The sequence below is a fragment of the Tellurirhabdus bombi genome (assembly GCF_021484805.1).
Classification (GTDB): domain Bacteria; phylum Bacteroidota; class Bacteroidia; order Cytophagales; family Spirosomataceae; genus Tellurirhabdus; species Tellurirhabdus bombi.
Genome location: NZ_CP090557.1, coordinates 2,721,763 through 2,741,245, shown reverse-complemented (window position 1 = coordinate 2,741,245; position 19,483 = coordinate 2,721,763). Strand labels below are relative to the sequence as shown.

Here is a 19,483-nt window from a genome sequence, read left to right as displayed (position 1 = left end):
TCGTGGCCCCGACGGGAATCGAACCCATATCAAAAGTTTAGGAAACTTCTATTCTATCCGTTGAACTACGAGACCAAAAGAAACCTATAGCGTTTTGAGGGCTATAGGTCTATGCACTGCAAAAATCTAAAAAATCTGTCACACACCCAAACCGTCGCTGACTTCTACGTCCTGCGCCCAGTCACTCAGGGCAATATCTTTCCAGTTCGGGTAAATCATGTAATGCTTTTCCTTTACCTTCTTGAACAACGTATCACGCAGCTCATCAATGTTATCCCGCTGCTCAGCTGAAATAAAAACGACGTCTTCAGCGTGCTGATTCAAATACGTCTTCTTCAGGTATTGCAAAGCGGTTTGCCTGCGAACAGCTACCGGTACTTCGTCGTCAAATTCATCATCGGCTTCCATCCAAGCATCACGCGGCTCAAACTGATCCATCTTATTGAAAACCAGCATCGTCGGCTTATCCTTCGCGCCAATCTCGGCCAGAATGCTGTTCACCACATCGATGTGTTCTTCAAACGACGGATGCGACACGTCAACGACATGCAACAACACATCGGCCTCGCGAACCTCGTCCAGCGTCGATTTAAACGCCTCGATCAATGTAGTTGGCAGTTTACGAATAAATCCAACCGTATCCGACAACAAAAACGGAATGTTTTCCAGTACCACCTTCCGCACTGTCGAATCCACCGTTGCAAAGAGCTTATTTTCGGCAAAAACATCCGCCTTGGCCAGCGTCCGCATTAGCGTTGATTTACCAACGTTGGTATACCCTACCAGCGACACCCGCACCAGCCGATCGCGTTCTTTCCGGCGCGTCACGTTCTGCTTATCAATCTTGGCCAGCTTTTCTTTGAGGAACGAAATTCGGTCCTGCACAATCCGCCGGTCAGTCTCGAGCTCTTTCTCACCGGGTCCCCGCATCCCGACCCCCCCTTTCTGGCTGGTCAAGTGACTCCACATGCGGGTTAGACGCGGATACATGTACTGATACTGTGCCAATTCGACCTGCACCCGCGCCTGGGCGGTTTGAGCGCGCATCGAGAAAATGTTCAGAATAAGCAAACTCCGGTCCAGCACCTTGATTTCTTCAAATTCCTTCTCCAGATTTCGCACCTGCGAAGGAGTCAAATCATCATCAAAAATGATGGTATCAACCGGATTTTCAATAATATACGTTTTAATCTCTTCAATCTTACCCTTTCCCACATACGTGCGTGTATCGGGTCGGTCCAGCTTTTGCACGAACGACTTCAGGGTCCGAACGCCCGACGTTTCGGCCAGAAAAGCTAACTCTTCCAGGTATTCCTGGGTTTTTTCGGGAGATTGTTTTTGCGTTACCAACGCAACCAAGACAGCGGTTTCGGGTTGTTTATGTGTTTCAATCATATAGACAAAGTTTGATGCGTTGACCCAGCGAACATGCCGAAAATGCACGCACAGACAGGCTCAACATTGTAAGGTACAAATGGGGAATAATAGACGCAACTGTCCGAAAGAATTCGGATTGAGATGTTGCAGGAAAGTGGGGGCTATTAAGCAACTAGAATAATCATTGGCGTAAAAAGGCTTTAAGCGTTACAAAAGTAGTTAAGATTTATTCTCTGAAAACCAGAAATTAAGTAAATGGTTGATTTTTAGCTCTAAAACGAACGAAACGAGAAATGACCTATTACACTTGAATAACGATTAAGTAGCTTGGTATCTAATTAACAGCCGCTATTTGCAAAAAGTTTCGGTTTTTGCACCGCTGGCCGTTTCCTCAATTACTGCTTTAGTTTTGTCATAAATTGCCTAAGTTTGCAGCTCAAAGCATTAGGCCCATGAAGTTCACCTGCTAAAGACCTACGCGGTCTTTCTTTCCCTGATCGTCCACCTACTTACCGGCGATTCTTCCCTTTTTTTCTTTTTCTATTCGGTTGTTTCCGACGAACAACACCACATTTTCTTGCTCTATCATGACAAAAGTCATTCGACTTTTTTTAGCTGCGCTGCACGGCTCTGAAAAAAATTTTACATCCGGCAGCATCAACCGGGCCATCTTCCTGCTTTCCGTACCGATGATTCTGGAAATGCTCATGGAGTCCTTGTTTGCGGTAGTCGATGTTTTCTTTGTGGCCAAGATCGGAACCGAAGCCGTGGCTACGGTCGGCCTTACAGAATCCGTTTTGACGCTGGTTTACTCCGTTGCGATTGGTTTAAGTACTGCCGCCACGGCGCTGGTGGCCCGGCGCGTGGGCGAAGGGGCCCAACGCGAAGCCGGAAATGTAGTTGGCCAGGTTATTCTGGTATCGTTACTCTTAGCGATTATGATTGCCTTACCCGGTGCCATCTGGGGTGATAGCATCCTGCGCCTGATGGGGGGCGACGAACACCTGATTGCCAACGGCGCGGGCTTTACTCGCATGATCTTTGCCAGTGCGCCCGCTATCGTGTTGCTCTATACGTTAAGCGGGGCCTTACGCGGTGTAGGCGAAGCATCGGTGGCCATGCGCTCGCTCTGGGTGGCCAACGGCGTCAATATTGTTTTGTGTCCGCTTTTCATTTTTGGCTGGGGTCCAATTCCCGAAATGGGCGTTCTAGGCTCTGCCGTTGCCACCACCATTGGCCGGTCCAGCGGAGTCTTGTATCAGCTAACGGCGTTCTGGCGCAAGGGCAATGCAGTCACAGTTAGCCGGGCGGATTTAGTCCCTAATTTACCCATTATTCGCAACCTGCTCAGCGTAGCGGTGGGTGGCACGGGTCAATTTCTGATTTCGTCGGCCAGTTGGGTTTTCCTGACGCGGGTGCTGTCTACTTTTGGCAGCGACGTGGTGGCCGGTTATACCATCGCGATCCGCATTATTGTTTTTACACTATTGCCCTCGATGGGGATGGCGAACGCGGCGGCTACGCTGGTTGGTCAGAATCTGGGTGCCGGAAAACCCGACCGCGCAGAACAATCGGCGTGGCGGGCGGCTTTCTGTAACTTCCTGTTTTTGTTAGTGGTTGCTATTGTCTTTTTTGTCGGTGCCTCCACTATTGTAAGCCTGTTTAATCGGGAGACTGCCGTGGTAGCCATCGCGGTTCGGTGTCTGCGAATTATCTGTTTGGGATACATCTTTTTTGCCTTTGGCATGGTGATCAGCCAATCGTTCAACGGCGCAGGTGATACGAAGACTCCCACCATCATCAACATCATCTGCTTCTGGATCATCGAAATCCCACTTGCCTATATTCTGGCTACTCAGCTAAATTGGGGGCCGGATGGCGTTTTCTGGGCGGTAGCCATCAGTGAGTCGTTACTGGCCGTTATTGCCATCCTGGTTTTCAGGCGCGGACGCTGGAAACTGGTACAAGTCTAATTCAAACAATTCGGCAGGCAGTCGGCTTTGGTTATTATAAAGCCGACTGCTATGCTTCCTGCTGACTTTCTCCGGTACCTTGATGAATTATTTAATGTCCAGAACTACCCACCCGATGAGCAAGGTGGCCTCTACCGGGCATCTGATCAGCCTATTCATCGGCTCGGTTTTTTGCTGGAACCTTTTCCGGGCATCAATGACTGGATCAGCGCCCATCAACTGGATGCCCTTTGGATTCACCGGCCCTGGCAACTGGATTTAACATCGCTTCCTCCCCAACTTGGTATTTTTTACCATCATTTACCTTTTGATGAGCACCTGACGCTGGGGTATAATTCCTACCTGGCAGAAGCCATGAACCTGACAAGCTTGGAACCCATTGGCTACAAGCAAGCGCCTGATTTACAAGCCCGGCCCATTGGGATGTTGGGAGCCGTTCCTGTACAGTCGGTCGATTCCTGGCTGGCTTCGATGCTGGATGTGTTCGGAGGCTACGAAGCAGTTACAGGCAATCATCAATTGGTGCCGGAGCGGGTTGCGGTTGTGGGTGCGATGAATGACGCGCTGGTCCGGGAAGCCGCCAATCGCGGAGTTGGTTTGTACATTACGGGGCAGTACCGCCAGCCAGCCAGCAAAGCGGTTCAGGAAACGGGCATTTCCGTTATTTCAATTGGGCATCAGCGTAGCGAAGAATGGGGCTTGCGTGCACTAGTACAATTGGTGGAAAGCAAATGGCCGACCCTTGAGGTACAATTCAAAGCCTGATTTTTTTATCCTGCCTCAATGCTCTATCTTGTTCAGCGATGATTGAGTTTGCTGATTTTGTTTCTGTAATATTCCACGAAAAAGCATTCTTTTCCAACGAACCTTTGGAAAATAGCGTATTTTTCAAACTTTTCAACAAACTTGCCACTCTATTTAACAATTTCGTACCCCCAGCCTGCTTTTTTTGGGAACTATGAAAGAATACATTCGTCCTATTCACCGACTTCTCGTTGCTAACCGAGGTGAGATTGCCATCCGCATCATGCGGGCAGCCACCGAGTTAGGAATCACTACTGTTGCCGTCTACACCTACGAAGACCGCTATTCGCTCCACCGTTATAAAGCCGATGAAGCCTACCAAATTGGCCGGGACGACGATCCGCTTAAACCCTATCTGGACGTAGAAGGCATTATTCTGCTGGCCAAGCACAAAAAGGTAGACGCCATCCACCCGGGTTACGGCTTTTTGTCCGAAAATGTAACGCTAGCTCGTCGGTGCCGGGAAGAAGGCATCATTTTCGTTGGTCCGTCTCCGGAAGCCATGGAAGCGCTGGGAGACAAGGTTCGCGCCAAGAACCTGGCGACTAAGGCGAATGTACCCATGATTCCCGACAGCCGTGAGGAACTGGTCAGCGTTGAGTTTGCCCTGTCGGAAGCCAAGCGAATTGGTTTCCCCGTCATGGTGAAAGCCGCATCGGGTGGCGGCGGACGCGGCATGCGCGTGGTTCGCGCCGAAGAAGAGTTTGAAAAAGCCTTTAACGAAGCCAAAAACGAAGCCAAAAACGCGTTTGGCGACGATACCATCTTCCTCGAAAAATTCATTGTTGACCCCAAACACATTGAAGTTCAGCTCTTGGGCGATACGCACGGCAACATTGTTCACCTGTATGAACGGGATTGCTCCGTTCAGCGCCGGTTTCAGAAAGTCGTCGAAGTGGCGCCTTCGTTTGGCCTGCGGCAGGAAACCAAAAACAAGCTTTACGAATATGCGCTGAAGATTGGAACCCAAGCGGGCTACTCCAACGCCGGTACGGTTGAGTTTCTAGTCGATAAGCACGAAAATATCTACTTTATTGAGGTAAATCCACGGATTCAGGTCGAACACACCATTACGGAAGAAGTAACTGGTATTGACCTGGTTCGCACCCAGATTCTGGTTGCTATGGGGTATAAATTGTCAGACAACGGCATTTATATCAACCATCAGGATGAGATTCCACTCAACGGGTACGCTATCCAGTGCCGCATCACCACGGAAGACCCTGCCAACGGGTTCAAACCTGATTTTGGCACCATTATCGCCTACCGTAACGCTGCCGGTTTTGGCATTCGGCTCGATGAAGGCAGCTCTTACCCGGGCGTCAAAATCTCGCCTTATTTCGACTCGATGATTGTCAAAGTATCATCGCGGGGCCGGACTTTGAAAGGCGCTACCCAGCGGCTCCTGCGGGCTTTGGTCGAATTCCGGATTCGGGGGGTTAAAACCAACATTCCGTTTCTGCTGAACGTGATTGCCCACCCGATTTTCCAACGGGGCGAGGCGCGGGTGTCGTTCATTGAAAATCACCCGGAACTCTTCGATCTGCGCAAACCGCAAGATCGCTCGACCCGGGCGCTGAATTACCTGGCCGACGTGATCGTTAACGGCAATCCCGAAGTAAAAGTCAAACAAAACAAGGTTTTCCGGACACCGGTTGTCCCTCATTTTGACCGCTACGCGCCCTACCCAAAAGGCAGTAAAGATTTACTGAACGAGCTGGGCCGCGACAAATTCATCGATTGGGTACGCGATCAGAAAGGGATTTTATATACGGATACAACGTTCCGCGATGGCCACCAATCGCTGCTTGCCACGCGGGTTCGAACCCAGGACATGCTGAAAGTGGCCGAAGGGTTTGCCAAAAACCACCCGGAACTGTTCTCGATGGAAGTTTGGGGCGGCGCGACGTTCGACGTAGCCATGCGCTTTCTCTACGAAAATCCGTGGGAGCGTTTGCAAGCCTTCCGCGAAGCCATGCCGAACATGCTGTTACAAATGCTGTTCCGTGGTTCAAATGCGGTTGGGTACTCGGCTTATCCAGATAATCTGATTGAGAAATTCGTCGAGAAATCCTGGGAGAGCGGCATCGATGTCTTCCGCATCTTTGATTCTTTGAACTGGGTAGAAGCCATGAAGGTCAGTATCCGGGCCGTTCGTGAGCGCACCAACGGTATTGCCGAAGCGGCAATCTGTTACAGCGGCGATATGCTGGCCCCCGGTCAGGACAAATATACTTTGCAGTATTACCTGGATATGGCCCGCCAACTGGAAGACGAAGGCGCACACATGCTGGCAATCAAAGACATGGCTGGTTTGCTAAAACCACTCGCCGCCGAGGTTCTGGTCCGCGAGTTGAAACAGGCGGTTAGCATTCCCATTCACCTGCATACGCACGACACGGCGGGCATTCAGGCGGCAACGTACCTGAAAGCCGTTGACGCGGGCATTGACGTAATCGATTGTTCGTTGGGTGCTCTGTCTGGTTTAACCTCCCAGCCAAATTTCAACTCGGTGGTGGCCATGCTGCAAGGCCACGAACGCGAAAGCAAAATTAACCTGCCCTCCCTGAACGCCTACTCCAATTATTGGGAAGATGTTCGAGAATGGTATTATCCGTTCGAGTCGGGCATGAAAGCGGGTAGTGCCGAAGTTTACGAGAATGAAATTCCCGGTGGTCAATATTCCAACCTGAGACCGCAGGCCATTGCCCTTGGTTTGGGGGATAAATTCGAGACGCTGAAAAAGAATTACGTTACGGTTAACAAATTATTTGGGGACATTGTAAAAGTCACGCCTTCGTCCAAAGTGGTTGGCGACATGGCGCTTTTCATGACCTCGAATAACCTAACAGCCGACGATATTCTGACAAAAGGCCAATCTTTGTCGTTTCCAGAATCGGTAAAAGGCTTTTTCAAAGGTGAGCTGGGCCAGCCTTACGGTGGCTTCCCCGAGGAGTTACAGGAAGTTGTTCTGAAAGGTGAATCACCCATTGAAGGCCGTCCGAACGAGCACCTGAAACCCATCAATTTTGACGAGGATTTCAAGAAGTTTAGCGAGAAATTTCCGCTTAATTCCGGCTTCAACGATTACCTCTCGTACCAGATGTACCCGAAAGTGTACGAAGAGTACTACCGGGCGATGGAACAACACGGCGACGTCAGCATCATTCCAACTCCCGCGTTTTTCTACGGATTGAAACAGGACGAAGAAATCCTGATTCCCATCGACGAAGGGAAAAATATTCTGGTTCGGCTGCTTTTCGTCTCGGAGCCAAACGACCAGGCGCTGCGTACCGTGACCTTTGAACTGAACGGGCAAAGCCGCCAGGTGCAGGTTCGTGACAAATCGCAAAAAGTAGATCGTCCGCAGAATCAGAAAGTAAGCAAAGACGGCGATGTGGGTGCACCGCTTCAAGGCCGCCTGACCAAGATTCTGGTTAACCCAGAAGATGTAGTCAAGAAAAACCAGCCTTTGTTTGTCATCGAAGCCATGAAAATGGAAAGCATCGTGGCGGCTCCGAAAGCAGGCACGGTCAAGCAGGTTATCTTGAAAGAAGGCGCAGTCGTTGAGCAGGACGACTGGGTGATTGAATTAGCCTAAACGCAAAAACGGCGTGACCGTGCCGTATTGAGCAGCATTGGTCACGCCGTAAACATAGAGTGCAAAAAAGCCAACGATTGCTCGTTGGCTTTTTTGTTAGTCAAGTTCTGGTACTACTTTATCCAGGTTGTAGAAGATGATTTCATCCTGACCGTCTTCGTTTTCGTTCAGCATCATGCCCACAACCGCATTTTTCTGAATCCGGCCCGCCAGAATCTCTTTAGATAAGGCATTCAGGATACGGCGTTGCAGAACGCGCTTCAGCGGACGAGCACCAAACTGCGGATCAAAGCCTTCGGAGGCCAATTTGTCCAGTACTTCATCGTCCGTTTCGAGCATAATCCCCTGTTCTTCCAGACGTTGCTGGATATGTTTGAACTGAATACCAACGATCTTGCGAGTTTCGCGCGGTGTCAGCGGCTGGAACATCACGATTTCGTCAATCCGGTTCAGGAACTCAGGACGCACGGTCTGTTTCAGCATTTCAAATACCTCATCTTTGGTGCTATCGATCACATTTTCCCGGTTCCACTCATCAATGGTCGCAAAACGCTCCCGAATGATGTGGCTACCAATATTCGAGGTCATGATGATAATCGTGTTCTTGAAGTTGGCAACGCGGCCTTTGTTATCGGTCAGGCGTCCGTCGTCCAGGACTTGCAAAAGAATGTTGAATACATCGGGGTGCGCTTTTTCGATCTCGTCCAGCAAAATAACCGAATAAGGCTTCCGGCGCACGGCTTCCGTCAACTGGCCACCTTCGTCGTACCCAACATAACCCGGAGGCGCTCCGATTAGACGGCTTACGGCGTGCCGCTCCTGAAACTCCGACATATCGATCCGCACCAGCGCGTTCTCATCATTGAAGAGGTATTCAGCGAGCGTTTTGGCTAATTCGGTTTTCCCGACGCCGGTGGTACCCAGGAAAATAAACGAACCAATCGGACGCTTCGGATCCTGCATTCCGGCGCGGCTCCGGCGAACGGCGTCGGCCACTACCTGAATGGCTTCCTCCTGCCCAGCTACCCGACGTGCCAGCTCATCTTCCAGGTGCAGTAATTTGTCGCGCTCCGATTGCATCATCCGGCTTACCGGAATGCCTGTCCATTTCGCCACCACTTCGGCAATATCGTCAGCCGTTACTTCTTCTTTCAGTAAGTTCGTGCTATCCTCATCCTTGGCGGTCAGGCTTTCGAGTCGGTTTTGCGCTTCGGGCAGACGGCCATACCGAATTTCGGCAACCTTGCCATAATCGCCCGAACGCTCGGCCTGATCGGCTTCGATGCGCAGTTGATCCAGTTGCTCTTTCAGCGTCCGAATTTCGTTCACCGATTCTTTTTCAGTTTCCCAACGCGCCTTCAGACTGCTCCTTACTTCATTCAATTCGGCGATTTGCCGGTTCAGGGAGCTTTCTTTATCGCGGTCGCTTTCCCGGCGGATGGCTTCGCGTTCGATCTCCAATTGCATAATCCGGCGATTCAGCTCATCCAGTTCTTCCGGCACGGAGTCGATTTCAAGACGCATCTTGGCGGCGGCTTCGTCCATGAGGTCAATGGCTTTATCGGGCAGAAAACGATCGGATATATACCGGTTGGATAACTCGACGGCAGCAATAACGGCATCGTCTTTGATCCGAACACCGTGGTGCAATTCGTATTTGTCTTTGATCCCGCGCAGAATCGAAATGGCATCCGTTACGTTTGGCTCATCGACCAGCACGGTTTGGAACCGCCGTTCGAGCGCCTTATCTTTTTCAATGTATTTCTGGTATTCTTTCAGCGTAGTGGCACCGATGGCGTGTAATTCACCGCGAGCCAGGGCCGGTTTCAACAGGTTAGCGGCATCCATTGCCCCTTCTCCCCCGCCAGCACCAGCGCCAATCAAGGTGTGAATCTCGTCGATAAAGAGAATAATCTCTCCTTCGGCATCCGTCACTTCTTTGATAACCGCTTTCAATCGCTCTTCAAACTCACCTTTGTATTTGGCACCCGCCACCAATAAACCCATGTCCAGCGACACAATGGTTTTCGATTTCAGGTTTTCGGGAACGTCGCCCTGCACAATTCGCTGCGCCAGGCCCTCCACGATGGCGGTTTTACCCACACCGGGCTCACCGATCAACATGGGGTTGTTCTTTGTCCGACGACTTAGAATTTGCAGTACGCGCCGGATTTCCTCATCGCGGCCAATCACGGGATCGATTTTCCCTTTTTGGGCCAGTTCGTTCAGGTTTTTGCTATACCGCTCCAGCGAACGGTATTTAGCTTCAGCATTTTGATCTTTTACCGAATTGTTGTTTCCTCTCAATTCCTTAATTGCTTCTTTAAGTAATTTCTCGTTAAAACCAACGTCTTTCAACAGGCTCGCAATGGAATCTTTTCCACCCGCCAGACCTGCGAGAATCAGCTCTACGCTTATATAGTCATCGCCAAATTCTTTGGACATGGCCGTAGCCCGTTGCAAAGCGGCGTTCAAATCATTGCCTAAATAGATGTTGGGAGTAGCCCCCGTTCCCGCATCAACAGATACTTTGGGATACGTATTTACGATAGCATCCAGCGCGAGGGTTAAACGGCTGGTTGCAACCCCGGTTTTTTTCGTCAGGTAGCCAATTGTATTCGAGTCTTCGTCCAGAATGGCTTTCAAAACGTGACCGGTTTCTACAGTTTGCTGTTGATTTCCCTGCGCAATCTGAGCGGCATGTTGAATTACTTCCTGCGCTTTGATTGTATAATTATTAAAGTTCATGGCTGTGGCTTTCTTTAGTCGTTAAGCACTTTCTTCACTGATGCTACTTATCTAACAAAGGCTAAGCCAAGAACGAATTTCGGCCTTTCTGACAGAAAAAACGGCATTTACAATGATTTTTTAAGACAAAATAGCAGAGTTTTGTCTTGATTTTATATTGAAGGAACGACTTTAACCTCTTCTTATTTGACCGATACGGAGTCTGCTGGGTTCTGGATTGTCATGCCTACTATATTCCAGCAAGTTGACCCTTCGCTGTCTTCGCATTCATACATACCAAACAGTTCTACGCCTTTATCAAGCCGCTCGAAATAAAGCCGAAACACGGTTTGGTCGCCCGCGTCAACCGTTAAGCGATTGGGCGCTACCGGGATTCCCTCCGCTTTGATAAAGTTGTATTTTCGTTGTCCGTCCCGCGTAATCAGATGCACTTCTGGCTGAATCGAAATCTCACTCGAACCCTCGTATCGTTCCTGAGAGCCAAACGTCATGGACAAAACGGTGTAGCTGTTGGTTAACTGAATATCCGTTACCCGAATGCTCGGATCATTGGCTTTTCCAAGGCCATTTGTCGGATCAGGAAACAAACGCTTTCCCGTAATCAAACTAATTCCACCCGGTTGGTAATATTCCGTTGGATCCGACGGCGGGCTCTGCGGCGTGTAGGTGCTGGTCGCACAAGCGCCTGCTATCAGCGCAATCAGGCAGGCGAATAACATCAGTTTCATTGCTTTATCAAGGCTTACATACCCAAGGTAGGATTTATTTCTTTCATGCGCTCACGCTGGATCTCGTTTTCGTGGGCTTCGACAAATGGCTCTATTTCAATAACCTTAGCGGGCGCGTCTGCGGGGGGAGATAGCGGCCGGAAATTTTTCCTGGGGAGCCATTTGGCGAGTATAGCCACATAAGCCAACGCTAGCCCGCCAGCGGCGATAGCAACCGCATCGCGTTTTCCATACTGCCGACTGGCAATTCCCGCAAAACCAGCCACAAAAGGCAGCATGTAGTAAGGATCGTTTAGCTGACGGGCAATAAAGTACCCAGCCCCGCCGGTTGCCCCCAGAATCCCGATGGATAATGGAACATCCCGGCGCGCATCTGGCCGCCAGACGCCCAAGTCCAGGAGCACGTTAGGCGTCCCCACCACTGACGCGGCCGTTAGCCAGCCAGCGTACAAACTAACCGGAATACGCAGGTATTTTTCGGGAGATTCTACCTCGGTCTTGCCAATTTCCAGGCTTTGGTGCAGCGCAAGTCCAATGGGAAGATTCAGCTTGGTGACCAAGTCAGCCCCAAACCGGCTTTCCTTGCGGGGATCAGAGAAGAAATAACCGAAGAGTGTATTAAAAACGTAACTAGCAGCCAGCCAGGGCATGGCCTTCCGGTAGCGTGGATTATCGACCTGATCAGGCAAAGCCTGGTGAATGCTCAGGGCGGCAGTGCCCGTGTAGATGGTTGACCAAACGGCGCCAAATGTCCAGCCAGCCGGAATGATCAAATTTTGCTCGAATACTTCTCCGTATTCGGGCAATGCTTTTTTAAATTCAGCCTCTTCTTTCCGTTTTTTAGCCGACCGCTGGCCCGAGCGGCTGGTATAAACAATGCTGCCAATGACAAAAACTGCCGTAGCGATCCGCCACACTGATGGTTTTTTCATGATGCTTACAGACTGGCCGAATGACACGCGCCATTCTATCTTGAAAAAACCAACAGGAGTCGGGGTTGTTTTAAATTTAGGCTTAAATCACTTACTTACTATTTTCACCATAATCTCGCGGCGAGTCGGCTTTTTGGCGGCCAGGCTATCGCCCGGTTTGATTCGTACACCCGTTCCATAGCCAACGGCATCAATACGAACAAAGTTAATCCCTGCCTGCACCATTTGTTGCTTAACAATATTGGCTCGCTTACCGGATAAAAACTTGTTGGTTGTTGGCAAACGTGCATCGTTCGCGTAACCAATCAACTGAATCTGCATCGTTGGATTTGCCTTCATCAGGTTGACCAACTCATTAACGGTAGGTTGTAATTCTGCGCTCGGAATGGAGGTACCGGGCTCGAACAACAGGGCAGGCTGCTTGAATGTCCGACCCGCAGGAGCCTGTGGATTAGCCAGGTAAGCCGCTAACTCAGCCGTTGCCGTTCCATTGGTTACGGTGGTTGTGGTCGGAGTAGCCAGTGAAGAGCTATTTGGCCGCACGCCTGCTAACGAGTCCCGGAGATTTGTTGGGGCTACTCCGCTGGTTGTGTCGGTAAATTCCGTTGAGATCGCCGTTTCTTCCTGATTGGCATCGGAATAGCTTTGCGTGTTATTCCAGATATAATAGCCTCCTCCTACCAAAGCGGCCAATACCAGAGCACCAACGCCCCACTTAGCCAACGATCCGTTGTTATCTTCTTCTGGCTCAGGCACGAAGCGGGGGCGCTCCTGGCCAACACGTTGGGGACGTTCGAGAGCCGCGTTGCGCTTGGCAGGAACGACGCCAACAGCCAGTAATTGATTAATTCCCAACCCTTCGGCCATTTTTTCCAGCAAGCGTTCGGGTGTATTTTCAATCAGGTGATCCCGTTGATCAGCCAGCAGCAGGGCTAAGCTATCGGCATCTAACTTCTTTTCCTGTACAGTCTGGTGCAAAATGCCCAAAGCCAGCGGCGTCACTAAACCCAGCAGCGTAATAGCCGCCGAATTACGGATGTTGGCATAGCTACTGATCATTGTGCCAATTGAACTTTTCATGGCTGGCAACAGGTGACTGATGCTGTAGTTACCTTCGTCAGCCAGCCGCCTTGTTTGCTCAGGATCGTTCAGAATGGCCGAAAACGAACTCACAAGCGAAGCATCCGCTTTGCCTTTCTGAATGGCATTGAAAAGTTGCCCTACTCCTATTTCGGTTGTTGTTCGCTTCATTAAGCCCGCGACCACCGTATAAACAAGCCCTTCCAGAGCAACCTTTGTCTTCTCTGGTTTCTCGTCTACGTAATAAGCCGCTCTCGAAACAACACTATCAGTTAAGCTCTCTTTCAGTACGGCTATTAAATTCATAAAAATTATAATATTTCAATATAACATCAACCAAAGACCTCATCCGCTCACACCTGAAACTGACGACTGCCATACAGCGGTTAAAATTATACACCTTTTATCTACAAAAAAAGCCGGACGTTTGTCCGGCGGGGAAAATTCAAGGGAATATAACAGAAAAAGAGTGCTTTTATCCGAATAGATCTTTGTTCCGTACGCTCAAGCGCCTTCAAACTGCCGGAGAAAACGCACGTCATTTTCTGTAAACAGCCGCAAGTCGCGAATCTGGTATTTAAGCATGGCGATCCGCTCGATTCCCATTCCGAAGGCGAAGCCCGTATATTCTTCGGCATCGATGCCACAATTCGTTAATACGTTTGGATCAACCATGCCCGATCCGGCAATCTCAACCCATCCGGTGTACTTACAGACATTACAGCCTTTGCCTTTGCAAATCAGGCAAGATATGTCGATTTCGGCACTTGGCTCCGTAAACGGAAAGAACGAAGGACGGAAACGAATCTGCGTGTCTTTGCCAAACAATTCTTTTACGAAATGATACAGCGTGTCTTTTAAGTCCTTGAACCCGACATTGCGATCCACGTAGAGACCTTCCACCTGGTGGAACAGGCAATGGGCGCGGGCAGAAATCGCTTCGTTCCGGTACACTCGCCCCGGCATAATGGCGCGCACGGGCGGTTTCTGCCGTTCCATCAACCGAATCTGCACGTTTGACGTATGCGTTCGGAGTAGCACATCCGCCGCAGAGCCCTCGCTTTTTTTCTCGACAAAGAAAGTATCCTGCATGTCGCGGGCGGGGTGGTTGTCCGCAAAGTTCAACGCCCCGAAATTATACCAGTCGGTTTCGATTTCCGGGCCATCGGCAACGCTAAACCCAATCCGCTCGAAAATATGAATAATCTGCTGCCGAACCAGCGACAAGGGATGAATGGCTCCCGTTTGATTGGGGACAACGGGCAGGCTCAGATCAACCGCTGATGCGGTTTCTTCCTGGCTATTTTCCAGCGTTGCCTTATAATCGGTGAATCGCTGCTGCGCCAAATCCTTGAGGCTATTCAGCTCCTGGCCAACAGCCCGCCGATCTTCCTGCGGTACTTGCTTCAGGCTGTCAAACAGCTCCGCAACCACGCCTTTTTTGGCAACAAACCGAAGCCGAAACTGCTCTAGTTGTTCTTTTGTCTGAACATCGAAATGTTCTATTTCCTGGTAAATTTCCTTAACTCTTTCAAGCATAAGTCAACAAATATTAAACGCGGCTGGAGCGCTTCCACCATTTGAGGATGGCGTTCCCTTTAAAGGCTGCTCGATTATTCTACGCAAAGATAGTAAATCAAAAGTGGTTTGGTGGTTCTTTCCCCAATTCCAAAAAGGAAAGGCAATTTGTCTAAACGATGATTTATCAGATGTGAATGTGTAAACGGTACGGTTATTGGGTAATCCAAACCAGTGGGCCACACCAATTATTTATTGAATGGCTTAGTTTAATCTATTGAGTGTCACCCACAACCGAGCGTTGCCAACTTTCTAACTGCTTACTCGATTTACTATGGAAACAATCCTGCGAGACAATCTTCTTGACCAAGTGTCTACGAATTTCCCCAAAAGTGTGGAAAAAAAGCCCGCAACTTCCTCACTTCAAAAACTGCTCATTCCTTTTTACGATCGGAAGCGGACGGTAACCATTGAAGAAATTGTTCGTCTGGAGGGTTCAGGTAACTACACGAATTTCTTTCTGAAAGACGGCACCCGTATGCTTGTATCACGTACCTTGAAAGAATACGAAGAATTACTGGACGGCCAAGCTTTTGTTCGGGTTCACAAATCTTGCATCGTTAACCTGGGCTACGTCCGTCGGTTTTATGTGAAAAAAGAAGGAGAATTAGAATTAACCGATGGCCAGCAAGTAAAAATTTCTCGCCGTCGTGCTCAGACCTTTATTGATCGCATCCGCAATTTCTTGCCTGCTACAACCCGTTAATTGCTTGTTGCCGGCCCAAAGCTCATTTTTTTGAAGTAATCCCGCCTAGTTGAGAGCACGTATAAATACGTAATCCGTTGCGGAAATTTACGGAAAAAGAATTCGCTTTCTAGACATTATGACCTGATTATCAGCTGATTAATTGTGAAAAACAACTTCTGGTGATCAGGTCTTTTTACGTTCTGTATAGTCATTCCGTGTAAGTTTGTGTTAATCATTTCCGCACATAAAACACAAATACACATGGAATCTCCCGTACTGCCTTCATCGTTATCACCACTTCAACCTATTTTCCCGCAAGCCTACCAGCGCAATGCCCATCGCATTGCATTACCTTACCTAAATCGTACGATTCTACTGTCTGTTGATGACATTGTTAGTTTACAAGGAGAAGGTAACTACACGTACTTATTTACGCGAGACAAAAAACGATACCTGGTATCTAAAACACTAAAAGCATTTGAAACGTCGCTTAATGAATTGATGTTTCTCCGGATTCATAAATCAACCATTGTCAATTTAGGGTACGTACAATTTGAGTCACTTATTCCCGATCGCATGATTCGTTTAACGGATGGCCAGGAAGTAAGCATCTCTCGCCGCCGGGCTAAAGAAATCGGCCAACGGTTACAGTCGTTCCGAATGACACTGGTTAACTAATAAATAGTTAATACTTATCTAGGGTTAGTTGATCTAAACAGCCGTTACGTCGTTTCGCCCGAAACTGGTAACGGCTTGTTTTTTTGTGATATACTAAAACAGCCGCCGCAATGAATTTTGCGGCGGCTGTTTTAGTACTTGCCAATACTTGTTAAAATCCAAATCCAACGGTGAGCTGCCACAGCTTGCTTTTGGTGGTAAAACGCTCATCTGACGTTGAGGTTTTGATTCCCGCCTGTGACAAATCCGACAGGTTTCCTTCGTAGCGCAGATCCAGGTTCAGGCCTAATAAACTGGCCCCTACTCCTGCCTGGTACCCAAAAACAGCCTGCTTGACGGTCTCCTTTAGCGGCTGGTTGGTATACTGATTAACGGCGTCTTTCAATTGCTTGTCTTCAGCTACCGTCAGCGAAGCCATTGGCCCTGCATTTAACCTCAACGGACCTAGCTTCAGCCCAACCAGGACGGGAATATCGATTGTCGTAAATTTAACATTTACCTGTTGCGTGACCAGTCCGGTTTTAACCAAGTCAAACGATCCGCCCTTGGATGATACCAACACTTCAGGCTGCAAATAGAGCGTCCGGCCAAAGCGGAAAAAAGCGCCGCCAACAATTCCGGTTGTCCTTGACTGGTTGTTCTGGAAGAAGTCATAAACCACTTGACCACCCGATAATACAGGCAAGCCGTTTTCCATCAGCCGGGGCGTTTTGACCTCCAGCGTATTGAGTTGCGAAAAGTTGGCTCCAACCTTCAGACCAAAAGTGAAAAACTTTCCACGCGACTGCGCAGAGGCTACCGCGGGTAGCAACAGGATCAAGACTAGCAAACGCTTCATTACCGAACTGGATTTGTTGTTTATTCCAGAAAGTTAATGAACACCTACCTAAGCGCTAATCCCTTTTTGTATGAACAGAAGCTAATTCTTGCTGAACTGAGTAATTGGCCGTATGAAAAAGATAGGGCTAGAAAATTCGGTAGGCCAGTGTGACCTGCCACGATTTCAGCTTCTGGTTGAATTGGGTGCGATTGGCATCGGTACCCAGGTCAATGACAGACACGTTCGTCAGGCTTCCTTCGTGACGTACGTCAATGCCGAACCGAAAAATATCCAGGCCTGCGCCAATCTGGTAACCATAACTAGCCTTAGCAAAAGCGTCATTAATTGATCCAGAGGTGTACTGCCGCAGGGCATCCCGTAGCCGATCGTCATCATTGATGCGAAACGAGATCAGTGGGCCTGCCACCACGCGCAGTGGTCCACCCTTCAAGCCAATCAGGATTGGTACATCGAAATTAGTTACCCGGCTGGTCACTACTTCGGTCGTTTGCTGGCCGTTAACATCCCGAATAATCTCAAAAGAACCTTTTTTGGAGGAGACCAGCAGCTCGGGTTGCAGATACAGGTTGCGGCCAAAGCGCGTATAAATTCCGTAGGCCCAACCGGTTTTACTGTCGAAGCTTTCCCGGATATTATCCCGAAGTTCTTTTCCGTCTACACCTACCTGCGGCGTTCCGTTGGCGTTCAGCCGTGTGGTTACAAAATCGCCTGTTTTAAACTTCGACAGGTTTACCCCACCTTTTATACCGAAACTAAACGAATTCAACTGGGCAAATGCGATCGCAGGACACAAAGCGGCCACGGCGAACGAAAGAAGGATTTTTTTCATGCTGTAATGGTGATGGTTGACGTTGACTGATTAACGGTTTCTAGCGACTTTATGCTATGCAAAGCCAGCTTTTTTTCGTAAATTGTAAAGCTAGACAAGCTGCTGCTTACAGGATAAACGTGCAATTGGCTTATTCATGACTAAGACATTTATTTGCCGGTTTACCCCTACGCGGTTACTCCTTTTTCAAACTTTGCGCTGCTTGGATATTTCTTGTTACTATTGGTTTAATGGCTAAAACAAAAACTTCATACTTCTGCCAGGCTTGCGGCTATCAGGCGGCAAAATGGCTGGGACGCTGCCCCTCCTGCGGCGAATGGAATACCTTCGTTGAGGAACTGATTACCAAAGAGGAACCCGACAAAGGCAACTGGCGCACGACAACAACCGTAAAAACGGCCAATAAGCCCAAGGCCATTCACGCCATCAACTACGAAGAGCAAACCCGCGTTGAAACGCCCGACGGCGAACTCAATCGCGTGCTGGGTGGTGGTATCGTTTCAGGTTCCCTCGTTCTGATTGGCGGAGAACCCGGTATTGGCAAATCCACGCTGCTGCTGCAAATCGCGTTGGGATTAAACGGCTTGCGTGTCCTGTATGTTTCGGGCGAAGAAAGTGAGCAGCAAATTAAGATGCGTGCCGAGCGCCTGCCCACTCCCACCAGCGATTGCTACATCATGTCGGAAACGTCTACCCAGAACATTTTCCGCACGGTCGAGCATTTCGAGCCCGAAGTGCTCATTATTGATTCAATTCAGACGATGCATTCCTCGCTCGTCGAGTCGGGCGCGGGCAGTGTTTCGCAGGTTCGGGAGTGTACCGCCGAACTGATGAAATACGCTAAAGAAAGCGGAGTTCCCGTTTTTATCGTTGGCCACATTACAAAAGAAGGCTCCCTGGCTGGTCCGAAAGTGCTGGAACACATGGTCGATACGGTCCTTACTTTTGAAGGCGACCGTCATACTACGTACCGCATTCTCCGCACGACAAAAAACCGCTTTGGCAGCACCTCCGAACTGGGCATTTACGAGATGCTCAATTCAGGCCTGCGTCAGGTAACGAATCCGTCAGAAATTCTGATCTCACAGCGCGAGGAGGCTCTAAGCGGCATTGCCATTGGGTCGATGATGGAAGGCAACCGGCCTCTGCTGATTGAGATTCAGGCGCTGGTGAGCGTGGCGAATTATGGAACGCCCCAACGAAGCAGCACGGGCTACGACAGCAAGCGCTTACAGATGCTTTTGGCCGTGCTCGAAAAACGGGGTGGCTTCCGGCTGGGCCAGCAGGATGTGTTTCTAAACGTGGCTGGTGGCCTCAAGGTGGAAGACCCGGCTATTGACCTGGCGGTTTGCGCCGCCATTGTTTCCAGCTACGAGGATATTGCCATTCCATCCTCGGTTGCTTTTGCCGCCGAGGTAGGTCTGGGCGGTGAAGTCCGTGCCGTTAACCGCATTGATGCTCGCATTTCGGAGGCAGAAAAGCTCGGTTTTAAGGAAATTTACATCTCGAAATACAACGTCAAAGGCCTTGACCAGAAATCGTTTGGCATCAAAATCCGGCCGGTGTCCAAGCTAGACGAGGTGTTTCAGGGTGTTTTAATGTAATTTTGCTGACCATTTACGCTCA

General features: G+C 49.5%; 14 protein-coding genes and 1 tRNA gene. 6 read left to right on the top strand and 9 right to left on the bottom strand.

Features of this window, described 5'->3' with window-relative positions:
- Positions 1-3 precede the first annotated feature (3 nt).
- A tRNA-Arg gene (locus tag L0Y31_RS11540) sits at positions 4-75 on the bottom strand.
- A 63-nt stretch (positions 76-138) separates the two neighbouring features.
- Positions 139-1,395, bottom strand: coding sequence for a GTPase HflX (hflX, locus tag L0Y31_RS11535; protein WP_234733217.1), 1,257 nt, complete (start codon positions 1,393-1,395; stop codon positions 139-141).
- A gap of 569 nt (positions 1,396-1,964) precedes the next feature.
- On the opposite strand from hflX, the gene L0Y31_RS11530 reads away from it, so the two are divergent.
- The 3 genes from L0Y31_RS11530 to L0Y31_RS11520 all read left to right on the top strand — a co-directional run bounded on the left by L0Y31_RS11530 (position 1,965) and on the right by L0Y31_RS11520 (position 7,755).
- On the top strand, positions 1,965-3,350 hold the full coding sequence (locus tag L0Y31_RS11530) for an MATE family efflux transporter (protein ID WP_234733216.1): 1,386 nt from the start codon (positions 1,965-1,967) through the stop codon (positions 3,348-3,350).
- 51 nt (positions 3,351-3,401) lie between these two features.
- Positions 3,402-4,115, top strand: coding sequence for a Nif3-like dinuclear metal center hexameric protein (locus tag L0Y31_RS11525; protein WP_234733215.1), 714 nt, complete (start codon positions 3,402-3,404; stop codon positions 4,113-4,115).
- 193 nt (positions 4,116-4,308) lie between these two features.
- Positions 4,309-7,755 (top strand): pyruvate carboxylase, encoded by a 3,447-nt coding sequence (locus L0Y31_RS11520; RefSeq protein ID WP_234733214.1) that lies wholly within the window; start codon positions 4,309-4,311, stop codon positions 7,753-7,755.
- A 96-nt stretch (positions 7,756-7,851) separates the two neighbouring features.
- Here the strand turns inward: L0Y31_RS11520 and clpB are convergent, their stop codons facing one another.
- The 5 genes from clpB to pheS all read right to left on the bottom strand — a co-directional run bounded on the left by clpB (position 7,852) and on the right by pheS (position 14,782).
- A complete protein-coding gene (gene clpB, locus L0Y31_RS11515; protein WP_234733213.1) occupies positions 7,852-10,503 on the bottom strand; it encodes an ATP-dependent chaperone ClpB in 2,652 nt (883 codons plus the stop codon).
- A 182-nt stretch (positions 10,504-10,685) separates the two neighbouring features.
- On the bottom strand, positions 10,686-11,231 hold the full coding sequence (locus L0Y31_RS11510; protein WP_234733212.1) for a hypothetical protein: 546 nt from the start codon (positions 11,229-11,231) through the stop codon (positions 10,686-10,688).
- Positions 11,232-11,245: 14 nt separating this feature from the next.
- Complete coding sequence (locus L0Y31_RS11505) at positions 11,246-12,163, bottom strand: tryptophan-rich sensory protein (protein WP_234733211.1); 918 nt, start codon at positions 12,161-12,163, stop codon at positions 11,246-11,248.
- Positions 12,164-12,250: 87 nt separating this feature from the next.
- Complete coding sequence (locus L0Y31_RS11500) at positions 12,251-13,549, bottom strand: OmpA family protein (protein WP_234733210.1); 1,299 nt, start codon at positions 13,547-13,549, stop codon at positions 12,251-12,253.
- 198 nt (positions 13,550-13,747) lie between these two features.
- Complete coding sequence (gene pheS / locus L0Y31_RS11495) at positions 13,748-14,782, bottom strand: phenylalanine--tRNA ligase subunit alpha (protein ID WP_234733209.1); 1,035 nt, start codon at positions 14,780-14,782, stop codon at positions 13,748-13,750.
- 313 nt (positions 14,783-15,095) lie between these two features.
- On the opposite strand from pheS, the gene L0Y31_RS11490 reads away from it, so the two are divergent.
- The gene (locus tag L0Y31_RS11490) at positions 15,096-15,527 is read left to right on the top strand and encodes a LytR/AlgR family response regulator transcription factor (protein WP_234733208.1); all 432 of its coding nucleotides are present in this window, start codon (positions 15,096-15,098) and stop codon (positions 15,525-15,527) included.
- Between the two features lie 243 nt (positions 15,528-15,770).
- Positions 15,771-16,187, top strand: coding sequence for a LytR/AlgR family response regulator transcription factor (locus L0Y31_RS11485; protein WP_234733207.1), 417 nt, complete (start codon positions 15,771-15,773; stop codon positions 16,185-16,187).
- A 151-nt stretch (positions 16,188-16,338) separates the two neighbouring features.
- Here the strand turns inward: L0Y31_RS11485 and L0Y31_RS11480 are convergent, their stop codons facing one another.
- Positions 16,339-17,025, bottom strand: coding sequence for a porin family protein (locus L0Y31_RS11480; RefSeq protein WP_234733206.1), 687 nt, complete (start codon positions 17,023-17,025; stop codon positions 16,339-16,341).
- Between the two features lie 127 nt (positions 17,026-17,152).
- Positions 17,153-17,857: a porin family protein gene (locus L0Y31_RS11475; protein WP_234733205.1), complete on the bottom strand. Its 705-nt coding sequence runs from the start codon at positions 17,855-17,857 to the stop codon at positions 17,153-17,155.
- A gap of 230 nt (positions 17,858-18,087) precedes the next feature.
- Between L0Y31_RS11475 and radA the strand changes: the two genes are divergently transcribed.
- Entirely contained in the window at positions 18,088-19,461 is a 1,374-nt protein-coding gene (radA, locus tag L0Y31_RS11470; RefSeq protein ID WP_234733204.1) for a DNA repair protein RadA, read from the top strand.
- Positions 19,462-19,483 lie beyond the last annotated feature (22 nt).